The organism is Dehalococcoidia bacterium (genome assembly GCA_040902535.1).
Classification (GTDB): Bacteria; Chloroflexota; Dehalococcoidia; order DSTF01; family JACRBR01; genus JBBDXD01.
In genome coordinates this window covers 10,750-30,619 of sequence record JBBDXD010000005.1, presented here as the reverse complement: position 1 = coordinate 30,619, position 19,870 = coordinate 10,750, and the positions used below count along the sequence as shown (strand labels likewise).

20 protein-coding genes are annotated in these 19,870 nt (G+C 66.5%); 15 read left to right on the top strand and 5 right to left on the bottom strand.

The genetic code is table 11. From position 1 onward, the window contains the following. Window positions 1-163 precede the first annotated feature (163 nt). The 4 genes from WEB52_02705 (at window position 164) to WEB52_02690 (ending at window position 4,595) form a co-directional block, all read left to right on the top strand. Entirely contained in the window at window positions 164-1,291 is a 1,128-nt protein-coding gene (locus WEB52_02705) for an amino acid ABC transporter substrate-binding protein (GenBank protein ID MEX2225344.1), read from the top strand. Between the two features lie 97 nt (window positions 1,292-1,388). Next, window positions 1,389-2,594, top strand: a complete 1,206-nt coding sequence (locus WEB52_02700) for an ABC transporter permease subunit (protein ID MEX2225343.1) — start codon at window positions 1,389-1,391, stop codon at window positions 2,592-2,594. Further along, the gene (locus WEB52_02695) at window positions 2,594-3,823 is read left to right on the top strand and encodes an amino acid ABC transporter permease (protein MEX2225342.1); all 1,230 of its coding nucleotides are present in this window, start codon (window positions 2,594-2,596) and stop codon (window positions 3,821-3,823) included. The genes WEB52_02700 and WEB52_02695 overlap by 1 nt, the downstream gene beginning before the upstream one ends. A gap of 10 nt (window positions 3,824-3,833) precedes the next feature. Next, entirely contained in the window at window positions 3,834-4,595 is a 762-nt protein-coding gene (locus tag WEB52_02690) for an amino acid ABC transporter ATP-binding protein (GenBank protein ID MEX2225341.1), read from the top strand. A gap of 19 nt (window positions 4,596-4,614) precedes the next feature. On the opposite strand, the gene WEB52_02685 is transcribed toward WEB52_02690, so the two are convergent. Then, on the bottom strand, window positions 4,615-5,502 hold the full coding sequence (locus WEB52_02685) for an SPFH domain-containing protein (protein MEX2225340.1): 888 nt from the start codon (window positions 5,500-5,502) through the stop codon (window positions 4,615-4,617). A 548-nt stretch (window positions 5,503-6,050) separates the two neighbouring features. Between WEB52_02685 and WEB52_02680 the strand changes: the two genes are divergently transcribed. The 3 genes from WEB52_02680 to WEB52_02670 all read left to right on the top strand — a co-directional run bounded on the left by WEB52_02680 (window position 6,051) and on the right by WEB52_02670 (window position 8,563). Next, window positions 6,051-6,314: a hypothetical protein gene (locus tag WEB52_02680; GenBank protein ID MEX2225339.1), complete on the top strand. Its 264-nt coding sequence runs from the start codon at window positions 6,051-6,053 to the stop codon at window positions 6,312-6,314. A gap of 303 nt (window positions 6,315-6,617) precedes the next feature. Beyond that, entirely contained in the window at window positions 6,618-8,021 is a 1,404-nt protein-coding gene (locus WEB52_02675; protein ID MEX2225338.1) for an amidase, read from the top strand. 14 nt (window positions 8,022-8,035) lie between these two features. Then, window positions 8,036-8,563 carry a DUF6886 family protein gene (locus WEB52_02670; GenBank protein ID MEX2225337.1) on the top strand — a complete coding sequence of 176 codons (528 nt, stop codon included), beginning with the start codon at window positions 8,036-8,038 and terminating at the stop codon, window positions 8,561-8,563. 4 nt (window positions 8,564-8,567) lie between these two features. Here the strand turns inward: WEB52_02670 and purU are convergent, their stop codons facing one another. Then, a complete protein-coding gene (purU, locus tag WEB52_02665) occupies window positions 8,568-9,431 on the bottom strand; it encodes a formyltetrahydrofolate deformylase (protein ID MEX2225336.1) in 864 nt (287 codons plus the stop codon). Between the two features lie 117 nt (window positions 9,432-9,548). Between purU and WEB52_02660 the strand changes: the two genes are divergently transcribed. Continuing rightward, complete coding sequence (locus tag WEB52_02660) at window positions 9,549-10,334, top strand: DUF72 domain-containing protein (protein MEX2225335.1); 786 nt, start codon at window positions 9,549-9,551, stop codon at window positions 10,332-10,334. A 38-nt stretch (window positions 10,335-10,372) separates the two neighbouring features. Here the strand turns inward: WEB52_02660 and WEB52_02655 are convergent, their stop codons facing one another. Both WEB52_02655 and WEB52_02650 read right to left on the bottom strand, forming a co-directional pair. Next, complete coding sequence (locus tag WEB52_02655) at window positions 10,373-10,531, bottom strand: hypothetical protein (GenBank protein MEX2225334.1); 159 nt, start codon at window positions 10,529-10,531, stop codon at window positions 10,373-10,375. 125 nt (window positions 10,532-10,656) lie between these two features. Continuing rightward, window positions 10,657-11,004, bottom strand: a complete 348-nt coding sequence (locus WEB52_02650) for a hypothetical protein (protein ID MEX2225333.1) — start codon at window positions 11,002-11,004, stop codon at window positions 10,657-10,659. A 196-nt stretch (window positions 11,005-11,200) separates the two neighbouring features. Here WEB52_02650 and WEB52_02645 point away from each other — a divergent pair, with 196 nt between their 5' ends. Further along, the gene (locus WEB52_02645; protein ID MEX2225332.1) at window positions 11,201-12,523 is read left to right on the top strand and encodes an acyltransferase; all 1,323 of its coding nucleotides are present in this window, start codon (window positions 11,201-11,203) and stop codon (window positions 12,521-12,523) included. Between the two features lie 3 nt (window positions 12,524-12,526). Here the strand turns inward: WEB52_02645 and WEB52_02640 are convergent, their stop codons facing one another. Beyond that, window positions 12,527-12,745, bottom strand: a complete 219-nt coding sequence (locus WEB52_02640) for a DUF2905 domain-containing protein (GenBank protein ID MEX2225331.1) — start codon at window positions 12,743-12,745, stop codon at window positions 12,527-12,529. A 96-nt stretch (window positions 12,746-12,841) separates the two neighbouring features. Here WEB52_02640 and WEB52_02635 point away from each other — a divergent pair, with 96 nt between their 5' ends. Genes WEB52_02635 through WEB52_02610 form a run of 6 tightly spaced genes read left to right on the top strand, consistent with a single transcriptional unit; the run spans window position 12,842 to window position 19,855 of the window. Further along, on the top strand, window positions 12,842-14,044 hold the full coding sequence (locus WEB52_02635) for a 2,3-bisphosphoglycerate-independent phosphoglycerate mutase (GenBank protein MEX2225330.1): 1,203 nt from the start codon (window positions 12,842-12,844) through the stop codon (window positions 14,042-14,044). A gap of 1 nt (window position 14,045) precedes the next feature. After that, window positions 14,046-14,810, top strand: coding sequence for a triose-phosphate isomerase (gene tpiA, locus WEB52_02630; protein MEX2225329.1), 765 nt, complete (start codon window positions 14,046-14,048; stop codon window positions 14,808-14,810). Then, the gene (miaA, locus tag WEB52_02625) at window positions 14,810-15,736 is read left to right on the top strand and encodes a tRNA (adenosine(37)-N6)-dimethylallyltransferase MiaA (GenBank protein ID MEX2225328.1); all 927 of its coding nucleotides are present in this window, start codon (window positions 14,810-14,812) and stop codon (window positions 15,734-15,736) included. Before tpiA ends, miaA begins: the two co-directional genes overlap by 1 nt. A gap of 29 nt (window positions 15,737-15,765) precedes the next feature. Next, window positions 15,766-16,605, top strand: a complete 840-nt coding sequence (gene dapF / locus WEB52_02620) for a diaminopimelate epimerase (GenBank protein MEX2225327.1) — start codon at window positions 15,766-15,768, stop codon at window positions 16,603-16,605. Then, complete coding sequence (locus WEB52_02615; GenBank protein ID MEX2225326.1) at window positions 16,605-17,513, top strand: GNAT family N-acetyltransferase; 909 nt, start codon at window positions 16,605-16,607, stop codon at window positions 17,511-17,513. Before dapF ends, WEB52_02615 begins: the two co-directional genes overlap by 1 nt. Further along, window positions 17,513-19,855, top strand: coding sequence for a glycoside hydrolase family 36 protein (locus WEB52_02610; protein ID MEX2225325.1), 2,343 nt, complete (start codon window positions 17,513-17,515; stop codon window positions 19,853-19,855). Before WEB52_02615 ends, WEB52_02610 begins: the two co-directional genes overlap by 1 nt. Window positions 19,856-19,870: the final 15 nt, after the last annotated feature.

The window sequence follows — 19,870 nt, the reverse complement described above, 5'->3', positions numbered from 1 at the left end:
GCCGCGATACGGCGGCTTCCCGGCCCCGGGCTCGGATATGCTCCAAGTTTCCTCTAAGGGAGTCCCGCGACTCCACTGTTACGAACGTGTTAGGCTCGTGCGGGCGGGTGCTACGTCCTGTCATGCACGGATGCATAGGCTTTTGTAACGAGGGAGGTACAACGTGATAGCACAAATTTGGCGACCAGTACTGGTGGCGTTTGCCGTGATCACGCTCGCGATGGGGGCGATCGCGTGTGACGACGACGACGATCCGGAGGTGACGGGAGGCGGCAACACACCGGCGGCTGGCGAAACGCCATCGGGAAACGGTAATGGCGGCGAAGGCGGCCGCATCCTGGAGCAGGTGCGCTCTCGCGGCGAGCTTGTCTGCGGCGTGAACGACGCCGTGCCGGGCTTCGGTTCGGTGGACGCGCAGGGCGAGTTCACCGGCTTCGACGTCGACTACTGCAAGGCGGTGGCGGCGGCGGTGCTCGGCGATGCGAACGCGGTGCAATACGTGCCGCTGACGGCGGAGGCGCGGCTGACGGCGTTGCAGACCGGCCAGGTCGACGTGCTGATCCGCAACACGACGTGGACGGTCAGCCGTGACGCGCAGTCCGGCCTCGCGTTCACGACGACGACGTTCTACGACGGCCAGGGCATCATGGTGCGCACCGCCGATGGTTTCTCGACGATCGATGATCTCGCGAGTGCGACCGTGTGCGTACTCCAGGGAACGACGACGGAGTTGAACCTGGCGGACCGCTTGCCGACGAGCACGCCGCTGCCCTTCGAAGAGAACGAGACGTTGCAGGCGGCGTTCGTCGAAGAGCGTTGCGATGCGTGGACGTCCGACAAGTCGCAGCTCGCGGCGCGACGTTCGGCCTACCCCGCCGACGCGGGCGGACCGGAGTCGCTCGTCATCCTCGAGGAGACGTTCTCGAAGGAACCTCTGGGACCGCTGACCGTCGACAACGACAGCCAGTGGTTCGACATCGTCAACTGGACCGTGATCGGCACGATGCTAGCCGAGGAGTTCGAGATCACGAGCGAGACGGTGGAGGCCGCAGCGGGCGCGCCGGAGACCATCGACATCGCGCGGCTGCTAGGCGTGCCGTTCGAGGGTGAGGCGGCGTTCGACCCGGGCCTGGGCATCGACGCGGACTTCATGCAGGCCGTGCTCGCGGCGGTCGGGAACTACGGCGAAATCTACGAACGCAACATTACGCCGATCGGCATCGAGCGCGACGGTACGTTGAACGCGCAATGGACGGACGGAGGCCTGATCTACGGGCCGCCGTTCCGTTAGAAAGCACGCGTGACGGGAGCGGGCGCGGGATCTCCGGCGCCCGCTCCCGCGCGCGGCCTGTCCCGTGGCCGTAGAGGTCCGGAGCCCGCGACCGCCATTGCCGCTCGTCCTCTGGCGCGATGCCAGGGTGCAACGCATTGCCGTGCAAGCGCTGGTGCTCGCGATCGTCGCGATTATCGGCTGGTTTCTTGTCGACAACCTGATCTCGGAGCTTGACCGCACCGGGCTGCAGGCTATGCCGTTCGTCGAAGTGAGCGGCAGCTTCCCATTCGTCGACTTCAGCGAAGACTTTTTGAGCCAGCGCGCGGGGTTCGGCATCGGCGAGACATCGTTCGGTGTCGACTACACGCCGAACAACAGCTACGCCGACGCGTTTCGGGCGGGGCTGGCGAACACGTTCCGCGTCGCGGTCCTCGGCATCGTGTTGGCGACGGCGATCGGGCTGCTCGCGGGCGTTTCGCGACTGTCGAAGAACTGGCTTGTCTCGCATCTCGCGGAGGCGTACGTCGAAACGTTCCGCAACGTGCCGCTGCTCGTGCAACTGATCTTCTGGTACACGGCGGTGGCGCTGCGCCTGCCGACGATCACGGACACGATGGATCTACTCGGTGTGATGCTCGTCTCGAACCGGGGCGTTGCGGTGGCGTGGGGGGAGCCGCAGGACGGTTTCCGGTTGTGGCTGTTGCTGCTTGGCGGCGCGATGGTCATCGCGCTGGTCGTCCGTGCGGCGCTGGTGCGCTGGCAGGACGCGAGCGGCACGCCACGCTATCCGTGGTGGGGCGCCTTCGGCGTGTTTGCGGCGATCGGCGCGATCACATTCTTCGCGACGGGTCAGCCGCTCGAGTTCCAGCGGCCCGTGCTCGAGGGGCGCGCCTACGCCGGTGGGGCGCAACTGAGCCCTGAGTTCGTCGCGCTGCTCGTCGGGCTGGTGCTGTATACGGGCGCATTCATCGCGGAGGTCGTGCGCGGCAGCATTTTGGCGATCCCGCGCGGGCAGGACGAGGCTGCGGCAGCGGTCGGGCTGAAGGCGATGCAGCGGCTGCGCTTCGTCATCTTGCCGCAGGCGTTGCGGATCATGGTGCCGCCGCTGACGAACCAGTACTTGAATCTCATGAAGAACTCAAGCCTGGCCGTGGCGGTGGCGTTTCCGGACGTCTTCCAGGTGACGCGCGTGACGATCAACCAGACGGGGCAAGCGGTACCGATGATCGTGCTCGTCATGGCGACGTATTTAACGATCAGCCTGGCGATCTCCGCCGTGATGAACCTGGCGTATAACCGTGGATTACGAGGCGGGCGCTGATGATAGCGATGGCGCCGGCGGCGCAGCAACGACGCATCATCATCCGGCGGAGCCCGCGGGCGTGGGCGCGCGAGAACCTCTTCGGCAGCGCCGGGAATACGCTGCTCACCGTCGTCAGCCTGGCGGTCGTCGCGTTCATGGCGTACGGCGTGCTTCGATTCGTTTTTGTGACTGCCGACTGGAGCGTCGTGGAAGCAAACCGGCGGCTGTTCTTTCTCGGGCGCTTTCCCGCCGATGAGACCTGGCGCGTGTGGATCATCCTGTACGTCGTGAGCGCGATCGGCGGGGTGAGCGTGGGCGCGTACGCCCGTATCCCCTGGCAGGCGGCCATAGGGCTCGCGCTCTTGATGGTGCCGGTGCTGCTGTTCATCCAGGGCGGGCAGGTCGCACTGCTGACGCTTGTAGCGCTCGCGCTGTTCGCGGCGGGCTACGGCGTGGCGCGGCTGCCGGCGGCGGCGGCGTACGTGGCGCAGCAACGCGGGTGGCTGCCCGTCGTCTGGGTGGCGGCGGTGCTCTTCGCGCTGTGGCTGCTGAGCGCGGTGCCGACGCTGGTCTGGGGCGGGCTGATGCTCAGCATGACCTTGACGGTGGTTGGCATCGCGGCGGCGTTCCCGCTCGGACTGTTGCTGGCGATCGGGCGGGCGAGCACGCTGCCGGTGGTGCGCTGGCTGTCCATCACGTACATCGAGGTGATTCGCGGCGTGCCGCTGATCACGATCCTGTTCATGGCGACGTATCTGTTACCGCTGGTGCTACGACCGGAACGCGATCTCGCGCTCGGCATCATCGACCTTCCGATCACGGGTTACAACCCGAACCTGGTCGTGCGCGCGTTCATCGCGATCACGTTGTTTTCGGCGGCGTACCTGGCAGAGACGATCCGAGGCGGACTGCAGGCCGTGCCGCGCGGGCAGATGGAAGCTGCGCAGGCCCTCGGGCTGGGGACGACGCGGACGCTGGCATTCATCGTTTTGCCGCAGGCGCTGCGGGCCGTGGTGCCGGCGATCGTGGGGCAGTTCATCAGCCTGTTCAAGGACACGTCGCTCGTTGCGATCGTCGGGCTGACGGACCTGCTTGGTGTGGCGCGCCAGGTGACGGCGCAGCAGGAGTTCATCGGCCGGCAGGCAGAGACGTTGCTGTTCGTCGCGGCAATCTACTGGATGGTGGCGTTCTCGATGTCGCGCGCGAGCCAGCGCCTCGAGAAGACGCTCGGCATCGGGGAGCGATAGAGTGCACAGCATGAATGAGCCGGGCGGCAAGGCGGCGGCAACGCGCGACATCATCATCTGCCGCGACGTGAAGAAGTGGTTCGGAGACTTCCAGGCGCTGCGCGGCATCACGACCACCGTGCGGGAGGGCGAAGTCGTCGTCGTGCTGGGGCCGTCGGGATCGGGCAAGTCGACGTTCATCCGCACGATCAATCGCCTGGAGCCGCACGACGAGGGCGTCGTCATCGTCGATGGCGTCGAACTGAACAACGACCTCCGCAATGTGGAAAAGGTGCGCTCGGAGGTCGGGATGGTATTCCAGCAATTCAACTTGTTTCCGCACCTGACTGTCCGCAGAAACATCACGCTGGCGCTGACGCAGGTGCGGCATCAGCGAAAGGCGTACGCGAACAGCATCGCGGAGCAGTTGCTGGACCGCGTCGGGATCAGCGAGCAGATCGACAAATACCCGGACCAGCTTTCGGGTGGGCAGCAGCAACGCGTCGCGATCGCGCGGGCGCTGGCGATGCAGCCGAAGATCATGCTGTTCGACGAACCGACGTCGGCGCTGGACCCCGAGATGATCAAAGAAGTGCTCGACGTGATGCGCGAACTGGCGCGCTCCGGGATCACGATGATCGTGGTTACGCACGAGATGGGGTTCGCGCGCGAGGTCGCCGACCGCTTCCTGTTCTTTGACGAGGGGCTTATCGTCGAAGAAGGCACGCCGCAGCACTTCTTCGAGAATCCGACGGAGGAGCGTACGAAGCTGTTCCTCTCGCAGATCCTCTAGGTCCACCCCGGGTTGACGGTCAGCCGGTGCCGCTGGGCCGCGGCACGTGCTGGCGGCCGCCGTTCGGCGCCGAGCCGCCGCCGTCGGTACTAAAGCGCTGTAGGAACTGCGTCAGTTCCATGGGGATGATCCACTTCGTGGACTCGCCGGCCGCGAGTTCCTTCATCGTGTCCAGGTATTGCAGGGCCATGGTGTTGTCGTCGACGGTGTTCGCCACCTCGAAGATTTGCTGGAGCGCGAGGGCGTATCCCTCTGCGTTGAGGATTGCCGCCTGACGGTTGCCCTCGGCGTTGAGGATCGCGGATTGCTTCGCGCCCTCGGCGTTGAGGATGGCGGCCTGCTTCGACCCCTCGGCGTTGGTGATGGCGGCCTGGCGCGTGCCCTCGGCCTCGATGATCGTGGCGCGGCGGGTGCGTTCGGCGGACATCTGGCGGCTCATCGCGTCCTGGATGTCGCGCGGCGGCAGGATCTCGCGGATTTCGACGGCGTTGACCTTGACGCCCCAGCGGTCGGTGACGTCGTCCAGTCGCGTCTGCATCAACGTGTTGATCTGTTCTCGCTTGGCGAGCACGTCGTCGAGGTTCATGTCGCCGACGACGGCGCGCAGCGTCGTGATGGCCATACCTCGCGCGGCCTGGCGGTAGTCCTGCACCTTCAGCACCGCAGCCTCGGGGTCGACGACCTTCATGAAGACGAGCATGTCGACTGTGACGGGCGCGTTGTCCTTGGTGATCGTCGTCTGCGGTTCGACGTCGAACACCTCTTCGCGGAGGTCAACGGAGATCGATTGGTGATAGAACGGAATGACCCAGACCCAGCCGGGTCCGCGCGGCGAACCGTCGTAGCGGCCGAAACTGAAGCGCGCGACGCGGCGGTACTCGGGGACGATCGTGAAGAACAGTGCCATGGCTCCCCCTCTCGGTCGTTAGCGTACCCGAAGTGGTTCCGGGGCGTGGACTCGTTACGCTCTCCCACCGCGATAGCTTCGTAATGCCGCCAGCGCGTGGCGCGATCCTTCAGGAGCGCGCCGGCGTAAGATCGCTGCATAAGAACCGGGGGCGAGCGAAGGCTCGTCGGGCGGCTCTCTAGAGGAGCCGCGGCGCATGTGGCGTGAAGGCCCGCCATCGCGTGAGCCATATGCACCATCCGGTTCGTGGCTCGGAGACTCATGTCAACGGCCATAACAAGCGGCGCCGGGAGCGAGGACTGGCGGGGACTCGCACAAACCGGCGCTGCTTCTATTGTCTGGCAGAACGGCGGACAGCGTGTTCGAGTGGCGTAGGCATGATGGCGTGCGAAGGCGACGCGGCGCGTTCGGTACGCGAACTTCCGCCTCGGGGTGGAAGGTTTACTCGGCCAGACCCAGACGCGCACGATGCGCATATACGGCACTACGTCGATGTCCGTTTCGTCCTGCGACGTGCCGCTCATAGATACGCCGTAGTGCTGTTCGAGTTGCCGCTCAGACTCGGGGCTGAGCGCCTTCACTTCTGCCGCCTCGGGCGCCGCTTCGATGCGGTCCCGGTCGTAGGGGACGTGCAGTTCGACGTCCTGGATCGTCGCGCCCTCAATCGGGACGAGGACGTGCGACGTGCTGAGCATGCCGCGTTTGACCTCGACCCACTGCGGCTGCGACGTGTCGTCGTCGTAGAAGACCTGGTCGACCTCGCCGATCTTCTCGCCGTTCACGTCAATCACGGGCTTGCCGCGCAGCGCTGAGAGCTGGTCTAACGTCGGGGTGGCCATTGCTACCTCCATTTCTTTGCTTGATCCGTACCAGAAGGAGCGTCACCGTGGCGTAACGGGCGTTGCGTGAGCATGTCGATGCGCTCGCGACTGCGGGCACGTCCGGATCGTCCGTCCCGGCGCTCGCGGCGGGCGAGCAGGGCAGCTTCGGATTCGCGCAGGACGCCATGCCGTTCCGCGAGATCCAACAGTTGCTCCAGGCCCGCCACGCGTCTATCCCCAGACGGCGCGCGAGCCTTACAATCTCGGCGTCCACTCATGGATCAGGAGGCTTGCATGCGACCATGGCTCGATGACGCGTGCTCACTCGCCGACGCTATTCGCAAGGGCGACGTGCGCGCCACGGCCGCGCTGGAAGCGTCGCTCGAAGCGATCGCGGCATCGGAACTGAACGCCGTCGTGTATCTCGATGCCGAGGGCGCACGGCGGCGGGCGGAAGAGGTCGATCGCGCCGTCGCGGCCGGCGAGGATGTCGGGCCGTTCGGCGGCGTGCCGCTGCTTGTGAAAGACCTCGAGGACGCGCGGGGCATGCCTACGACGCACGGTTCGGTCGTCTACAGGGACAACGTGGTCGATCACGATTCCCTCCACGTCGAGCGGCTGCGCGCGGCGGGGGCGGTGATCGCCGGCAAGTCGGCGGCGCCGGAGTTCGGGCTCGTGGCGTACACGGCGACGAAGGTACACGGCGTGACGCGCAATCCGTGGAACCTCGAACGCACGCCGGCGGGATCGTCGGGCGGTTCGGCGGCGGCGGTCGCGGGCGGGCTGGTGCCACTGGCGACAGCGAGCGACGGCGGCGGATCGATACGTCTGCCCGCGGCGTACACGGGGCTCGTCGGGCTGAAGGGGTCGTTTGGGCGCATCCCGCGCGGCCCGCATGCAAAGACGGGGTCGCTGACGAGCGTCTGGGGCACGGTGAGTCGGAGCGTGCGCGACACGGCTCGATGGATGGACGTCGCGTCCGGCTATCACCCGCGCGACATGCTGAGCCTGCCGCGGGTCGATGGCTGGGAGCGCGATCTCGGCACGCGCGACCTACGTGGGCTGCGCGTGACGCTGAAGCCGGACCTTGGCAACGCCGTCATCGATCCGATGGTCGAGAAGATCGTCGTCGAAGCGGCGGAGCACCTGATCGCCGAGACCGGCATGAAGCGCGTCGATGCGACGGTGCGGATGCCGGAGAAGGGGCGGGCGTGGGCGGCGGCTGGCGCGGCGGGCCTCTGGGCGGATTTGAAGCAGTTCTGGCCCGACTGCGAACCGGACCTGACGTTCGAGATCGCCGGAAGCATGCGTCTGCTGCAGGAGTACCGCGTCTGGTCCGAGGCCGCGGTGCAGAAGTTCCGCATGATCATGAACGAAGCGATGTGCGATGTGTTCGAGCAGACTGATGTGGTCCTGTGCGCCGTCAGTCCTTATGAGCCGTTCAAGGCTGAGGGCCCGATGCCCCGCGAGGTCAACGGTGAGAAGGTCGATCCGTATAACGGCGGCGCGCTGACGATCCCGGGCAACGTCTCCGGGTTCCCGGCGATCTCGATCCCGGCGGGGTTATCGCCGATCGGACTGCCGATCGGATTGCAGGCGTATGCCGCGCGGCACGACGACAAGCTGCTGTTGGAGCTGGCGCTCGTAATGGAGCGGATGCGTCCGTGGCCGCTCGTCGCAGCGGGGGCGCCGATCTAGGTACACTCCGGCCCGTGCCGCTCTATCACTTCAGCGAAGATCCCAGCATCGAGCTGTTCCGTCCGCACGTACCCGAGCACCGCCCTGAGGTCGAGGCGCTGGTGTGGGCGATCGATGCATGGCACGCGCCGATGTACTACTTCCCGCGGCAATGCCCGCGCGCGTGCTTCTGGCCCGGCGAGCAGACGACCGACGACGACCGCGAGCGCTGGTTCGGCGGCGTCGATGCGAAGATGGTGATCGCGATCGAGTCTGAGTGGCTTGCACGCGTCCGCACGACGACGCTGCTTCGCTACACGATGCCGGATGAGACGTTCACGCCGCATGGCGACGCGTCGGGGCACTGGAGCAGCCGCGAAACGATCGTGCCGCTTGGGGTCGAGCCGGTGGGCGACCTGCTCGATGCGCTCGCGGCGTCGAGCGTCGAGTTGCGAATCACGCCGCGGCTGGACGAACTGTGGCGGGCCGTCATTGCTTCGACGCTGGAGTTTTCGGGCACGCGTCTGCGGAATGCGCAGGGGTGGATCGACGCTTCGGATTGAGCGATCAGTCGAAGATGACGGTCTTGTTGCCGTAGACGACGATGCGATTGCGCAGATGCAGATCGACGGCGCGCGCGAGCACGATTTTTTCGAGATCGCGGCCTTTGCGAACCAGGTCGTCGACGGAATCGCGGTGGCTGACGCGGGTGACATCCTGGTCGATGATCGGGCCCTGGTCGAGGTCGCGTGTCGCGTAGTGCGCGGTGGCGCCGATGATCTTGACGCCGCGTTCGTGCGCCTGGTGGTAGGGTCGCGCACCGGCGAACGCCGGCAAGAATGAATGATGGATATTGATGATGCGATTGGGATATCGCGAGACGAACTCATCGCTGAGGATCTGCATGTAGCGCGCCAGGATCACGAGGTCGACGCGCTCCGCATCGATCAGCGCAGCGATGCGGTGTTCTTGTTCGCGCTTAGCTTCTGGCGTAACGGACAGGACTTCGTAGCGCAGGGCGAAGCCCTCGACGATTGGACGCGCATCTTCGTGGTTGCTGATGACGAGCGGGATCTCCGCTTCGAACTCGCCGAGACGCCAGCGGGCGAGGACGTCGTACAGGCAATGGGGCAGCTTCGAAACGAGGATGGCGAGGCGGGGCACGTAGTCAGAGAAGCGGAGCGTCCACTCCATGCCGAAACGCACGGCGATCGGCTGAAACGCAGACGCGATATCGTCGCGCGGGATCGCGAAACCTTCGAGTTCCCATTCGACGCGCTGGAGGAAGACGTTCTCTTCGCGGTCGGTGTGCTGATCGGCGTGCGTGATGTTGCCGTTGTTGCGGTAGAGGAAGTCGGAGACGGCGGCGACAAGGCCCTTCTGGTCACGGCACGAGATGAGCAGGACGGCGGTGACGGGCTGCCTGGGCATGGGCGGCATGATAGCCGCAACGCTGCGACGCGGAAACCTGAAACTGACGCTGCATCGGCAGGCGAAGGCGGCAATGCGATACGGCGCCGTTCTCGGCCCATGGCGATGATCGAATCGATGACGGTATACATCGGTACGTCGGGATGGCAGTACAAGCACTGGCTCGGCCGCTTCTATCCGCGCAAGCCGCGCACGCCGGATGATCTGGTGTTCTACGCTGAGCGCTTTCAGACGGTCGAAGCGAACGGCACGTTTTACCGCCTGCCGGAGGCGCGCACGTTCGAGGACTGGGCGATGCGGACGCCCGGTGACTTCGTCTTTGCCATGAAGGCAAGCCGCTTCCTGACGCACATCAAGCGCCTGAAGGAGCCGCGCGAGGCAGTCGAGCGCATGATGGAGCGCGCGTCGAAGCTCGGGGCGAAGGTTGGCCCCGTGCTGCTTCAACTGCCGCCTGACTTTCGGTGGGATGTGGATCGCCTGCGGGGCGTGCTCGACGCGTTCGGCGATGTTGCGCCGGGCATCCGCATCGCGGTGGAGTTTCGCCACGATAGCTGGTTCGTCGACGACGTGCGCAGGCTGCTGGAGCAGCGTGACGCGGCATTGTGCATCGCGGACCGCGGGTCGAAGTTGATCACGCCGGCGTGGCGGACGGCCTCGTGGGGCTACGTGCGTTTCCACGAGGGCCGTGCTTCGCCGAGGCCGTCCTACGGGCGGGCGGCGCTGGCCTCGCGGGCGGAGATGCTGAGCGAGATCTTTGGCGCGGACGCCGACGTGTACGCGTACTTCAACAATGATCCGCTTGGCTGCGCGCTGCGCGATGCGTCGGCCTTTGCTATCGCATGCGAGCGCGTTGGGCTGCACGCGACGCGCGTGGCGGCGGCGAGTGACGTTCGTGCGGGCTGAGCCGCTTGATCGCCGGGGCGATGCTCTCGCATCGTGTGCTAGGCGAGGCCGCCGTTTGGCACGTGGCTTTTCTTGAGGATGAGGGGGTCCGCGTAGTCAGCGGGCGTCATGACTCGCCGCTCTTTGCGATGTGCGTTCAGGAACCGGGCGCTGGCCTCGTCGAAGCGGATCTCGGCGGCCGTTGGCGCGCGATCCACGTCCAGAGTGGATTGCGCCTGGCTGTTGAGGTTCCGCGCTTGACCCGCCATATAAACACTATGCGCCTCAGGAGACGCGAGATCGAGGATCGGATGGCACGAACGCCTTGTAGTATTGCTTCGGGTTAGTCGACGCCTTGCGTCGGGCCTGCGGTCTTGGCGACGTTCGGGTCGGCGTAGTCATCCGGCTCGATCGTCTTGTTCTCTTTGCGGTGCTCGTTGAGGAAGTCGCCGCTGGCCTTGTCGTAGCGTATGTCTCCCTCGGTCGGCGGGCGGCCCGCGGCGTCTTCGGTGCGGTTGCCGCTGCAGGTACAGCCGGTGTCGTCCATGCAGCCCTTGCAGCAGTACGTGGCGCCGTCCTTCGCTGCGCCGCCGGCGCTGTCGTCGGGCCATTGGTCACGTGGCATGCCGCAGCGCGGGCACGCTTCGACCGTCGGATCGTTGAGGACGTCGGCGCGTTCGCGTTGATTCATTGATTGGTACTCCCTTCGGTTCAGTCTGGGCCGGGAGGGGTTTCGAATCCGTACCGGCCGGTCGAGTGACGTAACGGATGCGCGAGAAGCTCCCATCGTGGTGTTACATCGCATGGGTTCTTGAATTGCGGTGCCGGGGAGCCTATTCTCGACGAACCCCGCGCCCGGTTGGGCCAACTGCAGCCAGGAGAGCCTGTTGCGCGAACGTGACGACGCTTCGGGCGGCCGCCTGCCTTCGATCGACATTCTGCGGGGCGTGGCGATCCTGTGGGTGGTGCTGTTCCACATTTGGGGCGACATCGAATTCTTTCCGGGCGCCCCGAGCGACTACTACAGCCACTTCACCGGTGAAGTGTCCGACGGCAACGCGTGGGATTCGTTCACGGCATTTACGGATCTGCTGTTCAGGCTCGGCTTCCAGGGCGTGCCCCTGTTCATGATGATCAGCGGTATCTCGCTCACCGTCGCGGCCTATCGCGCGGGCGACCGCATCGATTGGCCGCGCTTCTTCTTGCAGCGTTTCCGGAAGCTGATGGTGCCGTACTGGGCGGGCGTGGCGCTGACGTATCTCGTGATCGCAGGGATCGCGTGGCGGCAGACGCAGGTCGGCGATCTGTCCTTCGGCGCCGCGTTCACCGGCGGCGTCACGATCTCGCGGTACAGCGTCATCGACGTCGACTGGGGCGTCGCGTTCGCGAGTTTCGCACTGGTCCCGCGGCTCACGGAAGATCAATGGTTCTTCGCGCCACAATTGGCGCTCTGGTTCGTCGGCCTGATCGCGCAGTACTATCTGCTGTTCCCATTGCTGTTCTTCGTGATGAAGCGGGCCGGCGTCGTGGCGTTCGTCGTGGCGACGTTCGGTATGACGGTGGCTGCCAACTGGTGGATCGTCGACCGGTACGGGGCACCGGAGTTCGAGTTCGCGCTGGTGACGGGATGGGCGCCGTTCCGGCTGTTCGAGTTCACGGCGGGCATGGGCATCGGCTGGCTGCTCGCCGCACCCTCGCGCGAGCGTGAGCGCGCGCTTGCGATGGTCCGTCATCCGGCGACGATCCTGCTGCTGTTGGCGTTCGGGATCGCCGCCCACACGACGGGCGACCTGCTCATTGGCCGCTGGGCGGCGCGCTACTGGCAATCGATGGCGCTGCCGCTCTCCACGCTCGGCCTGGCGATGATGGCGCTGCCGTTGCTCGTGCGGCGGCCCGGCGCATTCGAGGCGAGCGCCATCATGCGCGGAATGATCGCGCTGGGGGTGATGTCGTACACGCTCCTCATCGTCAGCGACGCGATGCGGCTCGTCGCGAGCCAGATCCGCGTCGAGACGGGGGAGGGTGCCGTCTGGTGGACCTTCGTGGTGGCCGTCTACGTGCCGCTCACTGTCCTGCTCGCCTGGCCGATGGCGCACCTGCTCGGGTTGATGCCGCGCAAGCGTCCGGCGCCGTTCGAGGCGTTGCCGGATGCGCTGCCTGCGCCGGCCGTCGAGCACGAGGAAGCGCTGGCGCCGGCGGGCGCGCGCTGACGCTCAGCGCCAGATGCGCAGCGCGACGTTCAACACGATCGTGAGGACGATGCTCACGACGATCATGCTGACGATCGGCGCGTACACGCGGACGTTGTCGCCCTCGATCGCGATGTCCCCCGGGAGGCGCCCGAAGCCGAGCCTGGATGCACCCAGCAGGAGCAAACCGAGCAGGACGATGGCGATACCGGTGAACACGAGCGCTGTCGCGACGCCGTTCATGCTTCGATCTTAGTCGCTCGCGCGGTGGCTGGGCGCGGCGGCGCGGGCCGGCGGGAGTCCGTTTTTGTAACAGGGCACCGTGCTAGACTTCGCCTCGTGGACCTCGAACTACTTCGCGAGCTCTCCGTCCCCAACAACACGAAGATTCTTCTGCTGGTAATCGACGGCCTCGGCGGCCTGCCGAATGAGAGCGGGCGTTCGGAATTAGAAGCGGCGCATATCCCGCACCTCGACCGGCTCGCGCGCGAGAGCATGTGCGGGCTAACGATCCCGGTGGCGCATGGTGTGACGCCGGGGAGCGGGCCGGGGCATCTCGCGCTCTTCGGCTACGACCCGCTCGTATACCAGGTCGGGCGGGGCGTGCTCGAAGCGCTTGGCATTGACTTCGACCTGCAGGCGACGGACGTGGCGGCGCGCGGCAATTTTTGTACCGTCGGCAGTGACGGGCGCATCACGGACCGGCGCGCCGGACGTATTCCCACCGAGCAGGCGGCGCCGCTGTGCGAGATCCTCAGCAAGATCGAGCTTCCGGGTGTGCGGGTGTTCGTCGAGCCGGTGCGGGATCATCGGTTTCTTCTCGTGCTGCGCGGCGAGGGCCTGTCGGACCACCTGACCGAGACGGACCCGCAGCGCGAGGGCGCCGCGCCGCTGTCCGTGCGTGCAACTTCGCCGGAAGCAGAAGCGACGGCGGCGCTGCTCAACGCATTTATCGCCGAGGCGTCGACAGAGCTTGCGGGGCGGGAGCCGGCGAACATGCTGACGTTGCGGGGACTCGCGAAGCGCCCGCCGATGCCGTCCATCGCGGAGATCTGCAAGTTTCGGCCAGCGGCGATCGCGGCGTACCCGATGTACCGCGGGCTGGCGAAGCTCGTCGGGATGGAGATCATCGCGACGGGAGGGACGTTCGCGGACGAGATACAGACGTTGAACGAGCACTGGGACGATCACGACTTCTTTTTCATTCACTTCAAGGCGGCGGACGCTGCGGGCGAAGACGGCGACTACCAGGCGAAGATCGCCGCGCTCGAGGAGATCGACGGCTTCATCGATGACCTGCACGCGCTGCAGGCGGATGTATTCATGGTGGCCGGCGATCACAGCACGCCGGCGGTGGTGGCGGGGCATTCGTGGCATTCGGTGCCGTTCCTTTTCCACGCGAAGGAGTACCTGCGGCACGACCACTCGGAGGGCTTCAACGAGAAGGCGTGCGCGAACGGCACACTGGGCACCTTTCCCGCGAAAGAGATCCTGTCGTTGGCACTGGCGCACGCGGGCCGGCTGACGAAGTACGGAGCGTGAGATGGCACGAACACCGATCATAACCGGCAACTGGAAGATGAATACGCTGCGGAGCGAAGCGATTGCACTCGCGCGAGGCATCGTCGAGCGGTGCGATGCGATGGCCGGCGTCGAAAAGATCGTCTGCCCGCCGTACGTTTACCTGCACGATGTGCAAGACGCGCTGGACGGCTCTTCGGTGCGGTTGGCGGCGCAGAACGTGTACTGGGACGAGAAGGGTGCGTTCACGGGCGAGATCAGCGTCACGCAAATCGCCGAGGTCGCCGAGTATGTGCTGATCGGGCATAGCGAACGGCGGCAGTTCTTCGGCGAGACGGATGAGACCGTGAACCGCCGCACCAAGGCCGCGCTCGCCCACGGCCTGAAGCCGATCGTATGCGTCGGCGAAACGCTCGATCAGCGACAGGGCGGCGAGACGAACGATGTGCTGGTGCGGCAGACGCACGCCGGCCTGGCGGGCGTCGAGGTTGGCGCGGACTTCGTGATCGCGTACGAGCCTGTGTGGGCGATCGGCACGGGGCTGGCGGCCGACGGCGCCACGGCTGAGGAAGCGATCGCGCTGATCCGTCACACCGTCGGCCAAATCGCCGGCGCGGTCGCCGACGATGTGCGCATTCTCTACGGCGGTTCGGTGACGCCGGATAACGTCGCGGAGTTCATGGGGCAGCCGGATATCGATGGCGGGCTGGTCGGCGGGGCGTCGCTGAAGGCGGATTCGTTCGCGGCGATGGTCGAGGCAACCGCCGACGTCTACGCGCGCGCCTGATGCGCGAACGACTCGTCGCGATCGTCGGCGCCACGGCGACCGGCAAGACGGCGCTCGGCATCGAGTTGGCGCAGCGATTCAACGGGGAGATCGTCAACGGCGACTCGCGGCAGGTCTATCGCGAGATGGACATCGGTACGGCCAAGGCGACGGCGGACGAACGGCAACGTGCCCGGCACTGGTTGATCGACGCGGTCGCGCCTGACGAGCCGTTCACGCTCGCTGCGTATCTCGATCTCGCGAACGCAGCCCTCGGCGACATCTGGGCGCGCGGAAAATTGCCGATTGTAGCCGGTGGCACCGGGCAGTACGTATGGGCGCTGCTCGAAGGTTGGCGCGTGCCGCGCGTGCCGCCCGACCGCAAGCTGCGGTCCGAACTGGAAGCACTGGCCGAGCGTGAAGGTCCGGATGCGCTGTTCGAGGCGCTGCGCCGCGAAGACCCGTCGAGCGCGGAGACGATCGACGCGCGGAACGTCCGGCGTGTGATCCGGGCGATTGAGGTGACGCGCGCAACGGGACGCCCCTTCAGCGCATGGCGCGAGAAGCGACAGCCGAATTTCGATGCAGCGATCCTGGGGCTGCGGATGGAGCGCGAACGGCTGCACGCGCGCATCGACGAGCGCGTCGATGAGATGATGGCGGCCGGACTCGTCGACGAAGTGCGGCGGCTGAACGCGGCGGGCTATGAGTGCAGCCTGCCGTCGATGAGCAGCATCGGCTATCGCCAGATCTGCGAGCATCTTGCCGGCGAGTGCTCGTTGGAGGAGGCGGTGGCGCGCATCAAGACGGAGACGCACCGGCTGGCGCGGATGCAGGAGACCTGGTTTCGTGAGGCCGATCCGCGCATCCGCAGGCTTGATGTGAGTTCGCCTGCCCTGGTTGCCGAGGCGAGCGCGGCCGTCGAGCGAGCGTTCGCTTCCGGATAGGCGAAGCGGGGCGGTATCCTGACCAGCGCATGGACTTTGTGAAGCTGCAGGGCACCGGCAACGACTTCGTCGTGCTCGACGCGCGTCGCCTCGACCGCGACTGGGAGACGCTCGCCCGTGCGATGTGCGATCGGCACTTCGGCATCGGCGGCGACGGTCTGATCCTGGCGGCGCCGTCCGACGTGGCCGACGTCCGGATGCGGATCTTCAACGCGGATGGCTCCGAAGCCGAGATGTCCGGTAACGGCATGCGCTGCCTCGTGAAGTTCGTCGTCGATACGGGTATCGTCTCGCCGCGCGATGAGGAGTTCGACGTGGAGACGGGCGCCGGCGTGCTGCGCGTGCGCGTCGTGACGCAAGCGGGACGCGTGACGAGGGTGCGCGAGGGCATGGGCAGGCCGCACCTCGACCCGCGCGACATCCCGGTGGCGATCGAGGCAGCGCCGCCGGTGAAGAGCTTCGACCTGGACGTCGATGGCCGCACCATCCCGGTGACGCCCGTATCGATGGGCAACCCGCACGCCGTGTACTTCCAAGATGCGGCGGTCGAAGACTATCCGCTCCACGACATGGGGCCGCTGGTGGAACATCATGCGGTGTTTCCGAAGCGCACGAACTTCGAAGTCGTGCGCATGCTCGGACGCGACCGCGCCGAGATGCGCGTGTGGGAACGTGGCGTCGGCGAAACACTGTCGTGCGGCTCCGGCGCGTCGGCAACGATGGTCGCCGCGCGTCTGCGCGACCTTGCGGACGACGCGCTTGCATTGCGCGTGCCAGGCGGCGTGCTGCACCTCGAATGGGACGGCGAAGGGGAGGTCATCTTGACCGGCCCGGTCGAAGAGTCGTTCCGCGGCGTTTGGTCCCGCTGATGACAGCCAAGACACCGCGCCGCATCGGCCCCATCATCGGTCAGAGCCTGGACGACCGCATGTCCGCGCACGTCGTGTCGAACGTGTACCGGCGCAGCGGCACGGAGGCGACGGAGCGCGAGCACCCCGAGCTGATCGTGGAGCGAGCGGGCAACATCCTTTCGGTCGACGCGGTTGGCGGGGCGAAGCTGATCTACGGGTACGAGAATTCGCGGGCGTTCATCGACCTGTTCCCGGAGATGTTCGAGGAGTTGCTGCCGCGGATTCGCTCGTCGTTGGGCGCGGAAACGGTGCGCTTTCGGCTGACGCACAGTCCCGCACGGCCGGTCGTCGAGCCGGTGCTGAAGCGCCTCTGGTTCACGCCGACGCGCGATTGGCTCGGGTTCACGCTTGCGAAGGGCGTGAAGTTGCCCGCCGCGACGGTGGGCGGCGTCAGGTTTCGTAACGCGGTCGAAGCAGATCTCGCCGACCTCGTCCGCATCGACGATGAAGCGTTTCCGAAGACGCCGATCGGGGTGGATGACATGCGCGATCGGCTGCGCAATAAGCGCGTCGAAGTGCTGGTCGCGACGGCCGGTAAAGGGATCGCAGGCTTCCATCTCATCGAAAAGCCGGAAGAAGGTGTTGGCTGGATCAGCGTGCTCGCGGTCGCCGCGGACGAGCGCGGGCGCGGCATCGGGCGGGCGCTCACGATTCGGGCGGCGAAGCGCCTGTTCGCGCTGGGCGCGAGCGACGCCGGGCTTTCGACCGACGAGGAGAGCGCGCCCGCGATCCGGCTGTACGTAAACCTGGGCTTTCGCCAGGACCGCGCAGGCCGTGACTACTCGCGACCGACGGATCCGCGGCGCATCGAACAGATGCGCGTCGAAGGCGAGGGGACGCTGATCCGCTTCGGCGGCTGGCGCTAGTGGCGAACTCGGTCGCCTCCGGCCGCGGCCGCAACGGCCCGTGGCTCCAGAACCAGTGGCTGCGCATCGAGACGAGGCAGGACGACGCGTCGATCGCGCCGGTGGCGTTGGCGGGTGACTTTCGGCCGACCGAGCGCGCGATGATGTCGGCACAGCCGGCCGACGCGCCGCCGATCGTGGCGGAGCGCGCCGAATACGACGTGCAGCCATATGCCGACGAACTCGGCGAAGGCAAGCGGCTGACGTTGATCGCACGCGTGGCTCGCCGCGGCGTGACACTGCGCCGCGAAGTCGTGTTGTACGACGCGTATCCGTTCGCGGTGACGCGCGTCGGGTTGAAGAACGAATCAGCGGCGCCGCTGCCGCTCGATGGGTTGTACGTGTTCACGACGGGGGAAGGCCGCGGGCGATTGCGCCTGTCGTCGAAGCCCGACGACTGGCGGATCTATCGTCATGGCTGGCAGTCATGGTCGCCGACGATGTCGCTTGGCGGCGGCGAGGTGGATGTCCGGAGCCGGCCGCCGGTACTTTCGCCCGAAGAGCCGCCGGATAAACCAGGGCAATTCGCGAGCGATGACGTCGGTGCGCTGTACGACCCAGCGTCGGGCCGGTCGCTCCTTGCGGGGGCGGTCACCGCGCGTGAAGCGCTGACGCAGGTGTACGTGGACGCGCCGTCGCGCGCGCTCGACGTGCGCTGCCTCTTCGACGGCGCGACGGTGCTGCCGCAGCAGACGGTGTGGTCGGAGCGCGTCGCGATCGACCTCGTCGGGCGGCCGAACGACCAGCTCGCGCGTTATGCGGAAGCACTCGGCCTGTTGATGGGCGCGCGCGTGCCCGCGACGACGCCGGCGGGCTGGTGCTCCTGGTACTACTTCTACCAGGACGTCACGGAAGACGACGTGATGCGCAACCTGCGGTTCATCGAACAGCACCGGCGTGAATTGCCAATCGACACGGTGCAGATCGACGATGGCTACCAGGCAGACATCGGCGACTGGCTCATCGTCAACGAGAAGTTTCCGCGCGGGATGGACTGGTTGGCGAGCGAGATCAAGCGCGCCGGCTACACACCGGGGATCTGGTTGGCGCCGTTTTTGATCGCGGAATCTTCGCGTGCGTTTGCCGAGCACCCGGAGTTCGTCGTGCGCGACGAGCACGGCGAGCCTGCGCTGGCGACGGAGAACTGGCAGCGGAGGAACTACGGCATCGACGGCTCGCTGCCGGAGGCGCGGGCGTGGCTGCGCGACCTATTCCGCTCGGTCTGCGATGGCTGGGGCTACGACTACGTCAAGATCGACTTTCTGTTCGCCGCCGCGCTCAGAGGCGGACGGCATGATGCGGACGCGACGCGCGTCCGCGCGTATCGCGAAGCGCTTGCCGCCGTGCGTGAGGGCACGGGAGACGGTCGCTTTATCCTGGGCTGCGGATCGTTGATGGCGCCGTCCGTCGGCTTCTTTGATGGTAACCGGGTCGGACTCGACGTCGGGCCGTGGTGGCGCTACCTGACGACGGCCGAGCGCGCGGGGCCGAAGCCGCGCTTCCGCAAACCTGACGACCAACTGAGCGCGGAGACGGCGATCAGGAATTCGCTCAACCGCACATGGATGCACGGACGCCTGTGGGCAAACGACCCCGATTGCCTGCTCGTGCGGACCGACAGGACCAAACTGACGATCGACGAGACGCAGACACTCGCGAGCGTCATCGGGCTCTCGGCGGGAATGATGCTGTCGAGCGACGACCTGGACAAGCTGCCGCCGGAGCGCCTGGACCTGATTAGCATGCTGTTGCCGGTACTGCCGCACGCGGCGCGCGCGCTCGATCTCATCGAGCGTGACATGCCGGAGCGGTACGAGGCCGTCTTCGAGCGCGACTTCGACCACGCCAGGATCAACGGCGTCTTCAACTTCGGCGACGATGCGCAGGACCTGCGACTGGACCTTCCTGATGGGCGCTGGCACGCGTTTGAGCTGTGGGGCGAGCGATACCTGGGGATTGCGGAAGGGAGCGTCGAGTTCCTGCTCGTGCCGCCACACGGCTGCCGCGTGGTGGCGTTGCGGCCCGCGGGCGATCAGCCTCAGCTCATCGCGACGACGGGGCACATCGGCATGGGTGTGCTCGACATAACCGGCCAAGCATGGGATGAGGAAGGAAGGCGGCTCGTCCTTGACATCGCGCCGGTGGGAAGGCGAAGCCGGGTGGTGTACGTGAGCGGCGGCGGCCTGGCGGTGCTGAGCGCCATGCTCGATGGCGCGCCGATTCGCTTCGAGCCGCGGCCGGATCACGTGCGGATCGAAGCTGCGATCGACGCGGCGGCGCGGCTGGTCGTGACGTTCGGCTGAGGGGGTAACGTCGCC

Bases quoted from the DNA above. Each gene is read 5' to 3' on its own strand.
- tpiA (MEX2225329.1), top strand. From the start codon at position 14,046: ATGGCACGAACACCGATCATAACCGGCAACTGGAAGATGAATACGCTG.
- WEB52_02675 (MEX2225338.1), top strand. From the start codon at position 6,618: ATGCGACCATGGCTCGATGACGCGTGCTCACTCGCCGACGCTATTCGC.
- miaA (MEX2225328.1), top strand. From the start codon at position 14,810: ATGCGCGAACGACTCGTCGCGATCGTCGGCGCCACGGCGACCGGCAAG.
- dapF (MEX2225327.1), top strand. From the start codon at position 15,766: ATGGACTTTGTGAAGCTGCAGGGCACCGGCAACGACTTCGTCGTGCTC.
- WEB52_02690 (MEX2225341.1), top strand. From the start codon at position 3,834: ATGAATGAGCCGGGCGGCAAGGCGGCGGCAACGCGCGACATCATCATC.
- purU (MEX2225336.1), bottom strand. From the start codon at position 9,431: ATGCCCAGGCAGCCCGTCACCGCCGTCCTGCTCATCTCGTGCCGTGAC.
- WEB52_02685 (MEX2225340.1), bottom strand. From the start codon at position 5,502: ATGGCACTGTTCTTCACGATCGTCCCCGAGTACCGCCGCGTCGCGCGC.
- WEB52_02695 (MEX2225342.1), top strand. From the start codon at position 2,594: ATGATAGCGATGGCGCCGGCGGCGCAGCAACGACGCATCATCATCCGG.
- WEB52_02650 (MEX2225333.1), bottom strand. From the start codon at position 11,004: ATGAATCAACGCGAACGCGCCGACGTCCTCAACGATCCGACGGTCGAA.
- WEB52_02660 (MEX2225335.1), top strand. From the start codon at position 9,549: ATGACGGTATACATCGGTACGTCGGGATGGCAGTACAAGCACTGGCTC.
- WEB52_02615 (MEX2225326.1), top strand. From the start codon at position 16,605: ATGACAGCCAAGACACCGCGCCGCATCGGCCCCATCATCGGTCAGAGC.
- WEB52_02640 (MEX2225331.1), bottom strand. From the start codon at position 12,745: ATGAACGGCGTCGCGACAGCGCTCGTGTTCACCGGTATCGCCATCGTC.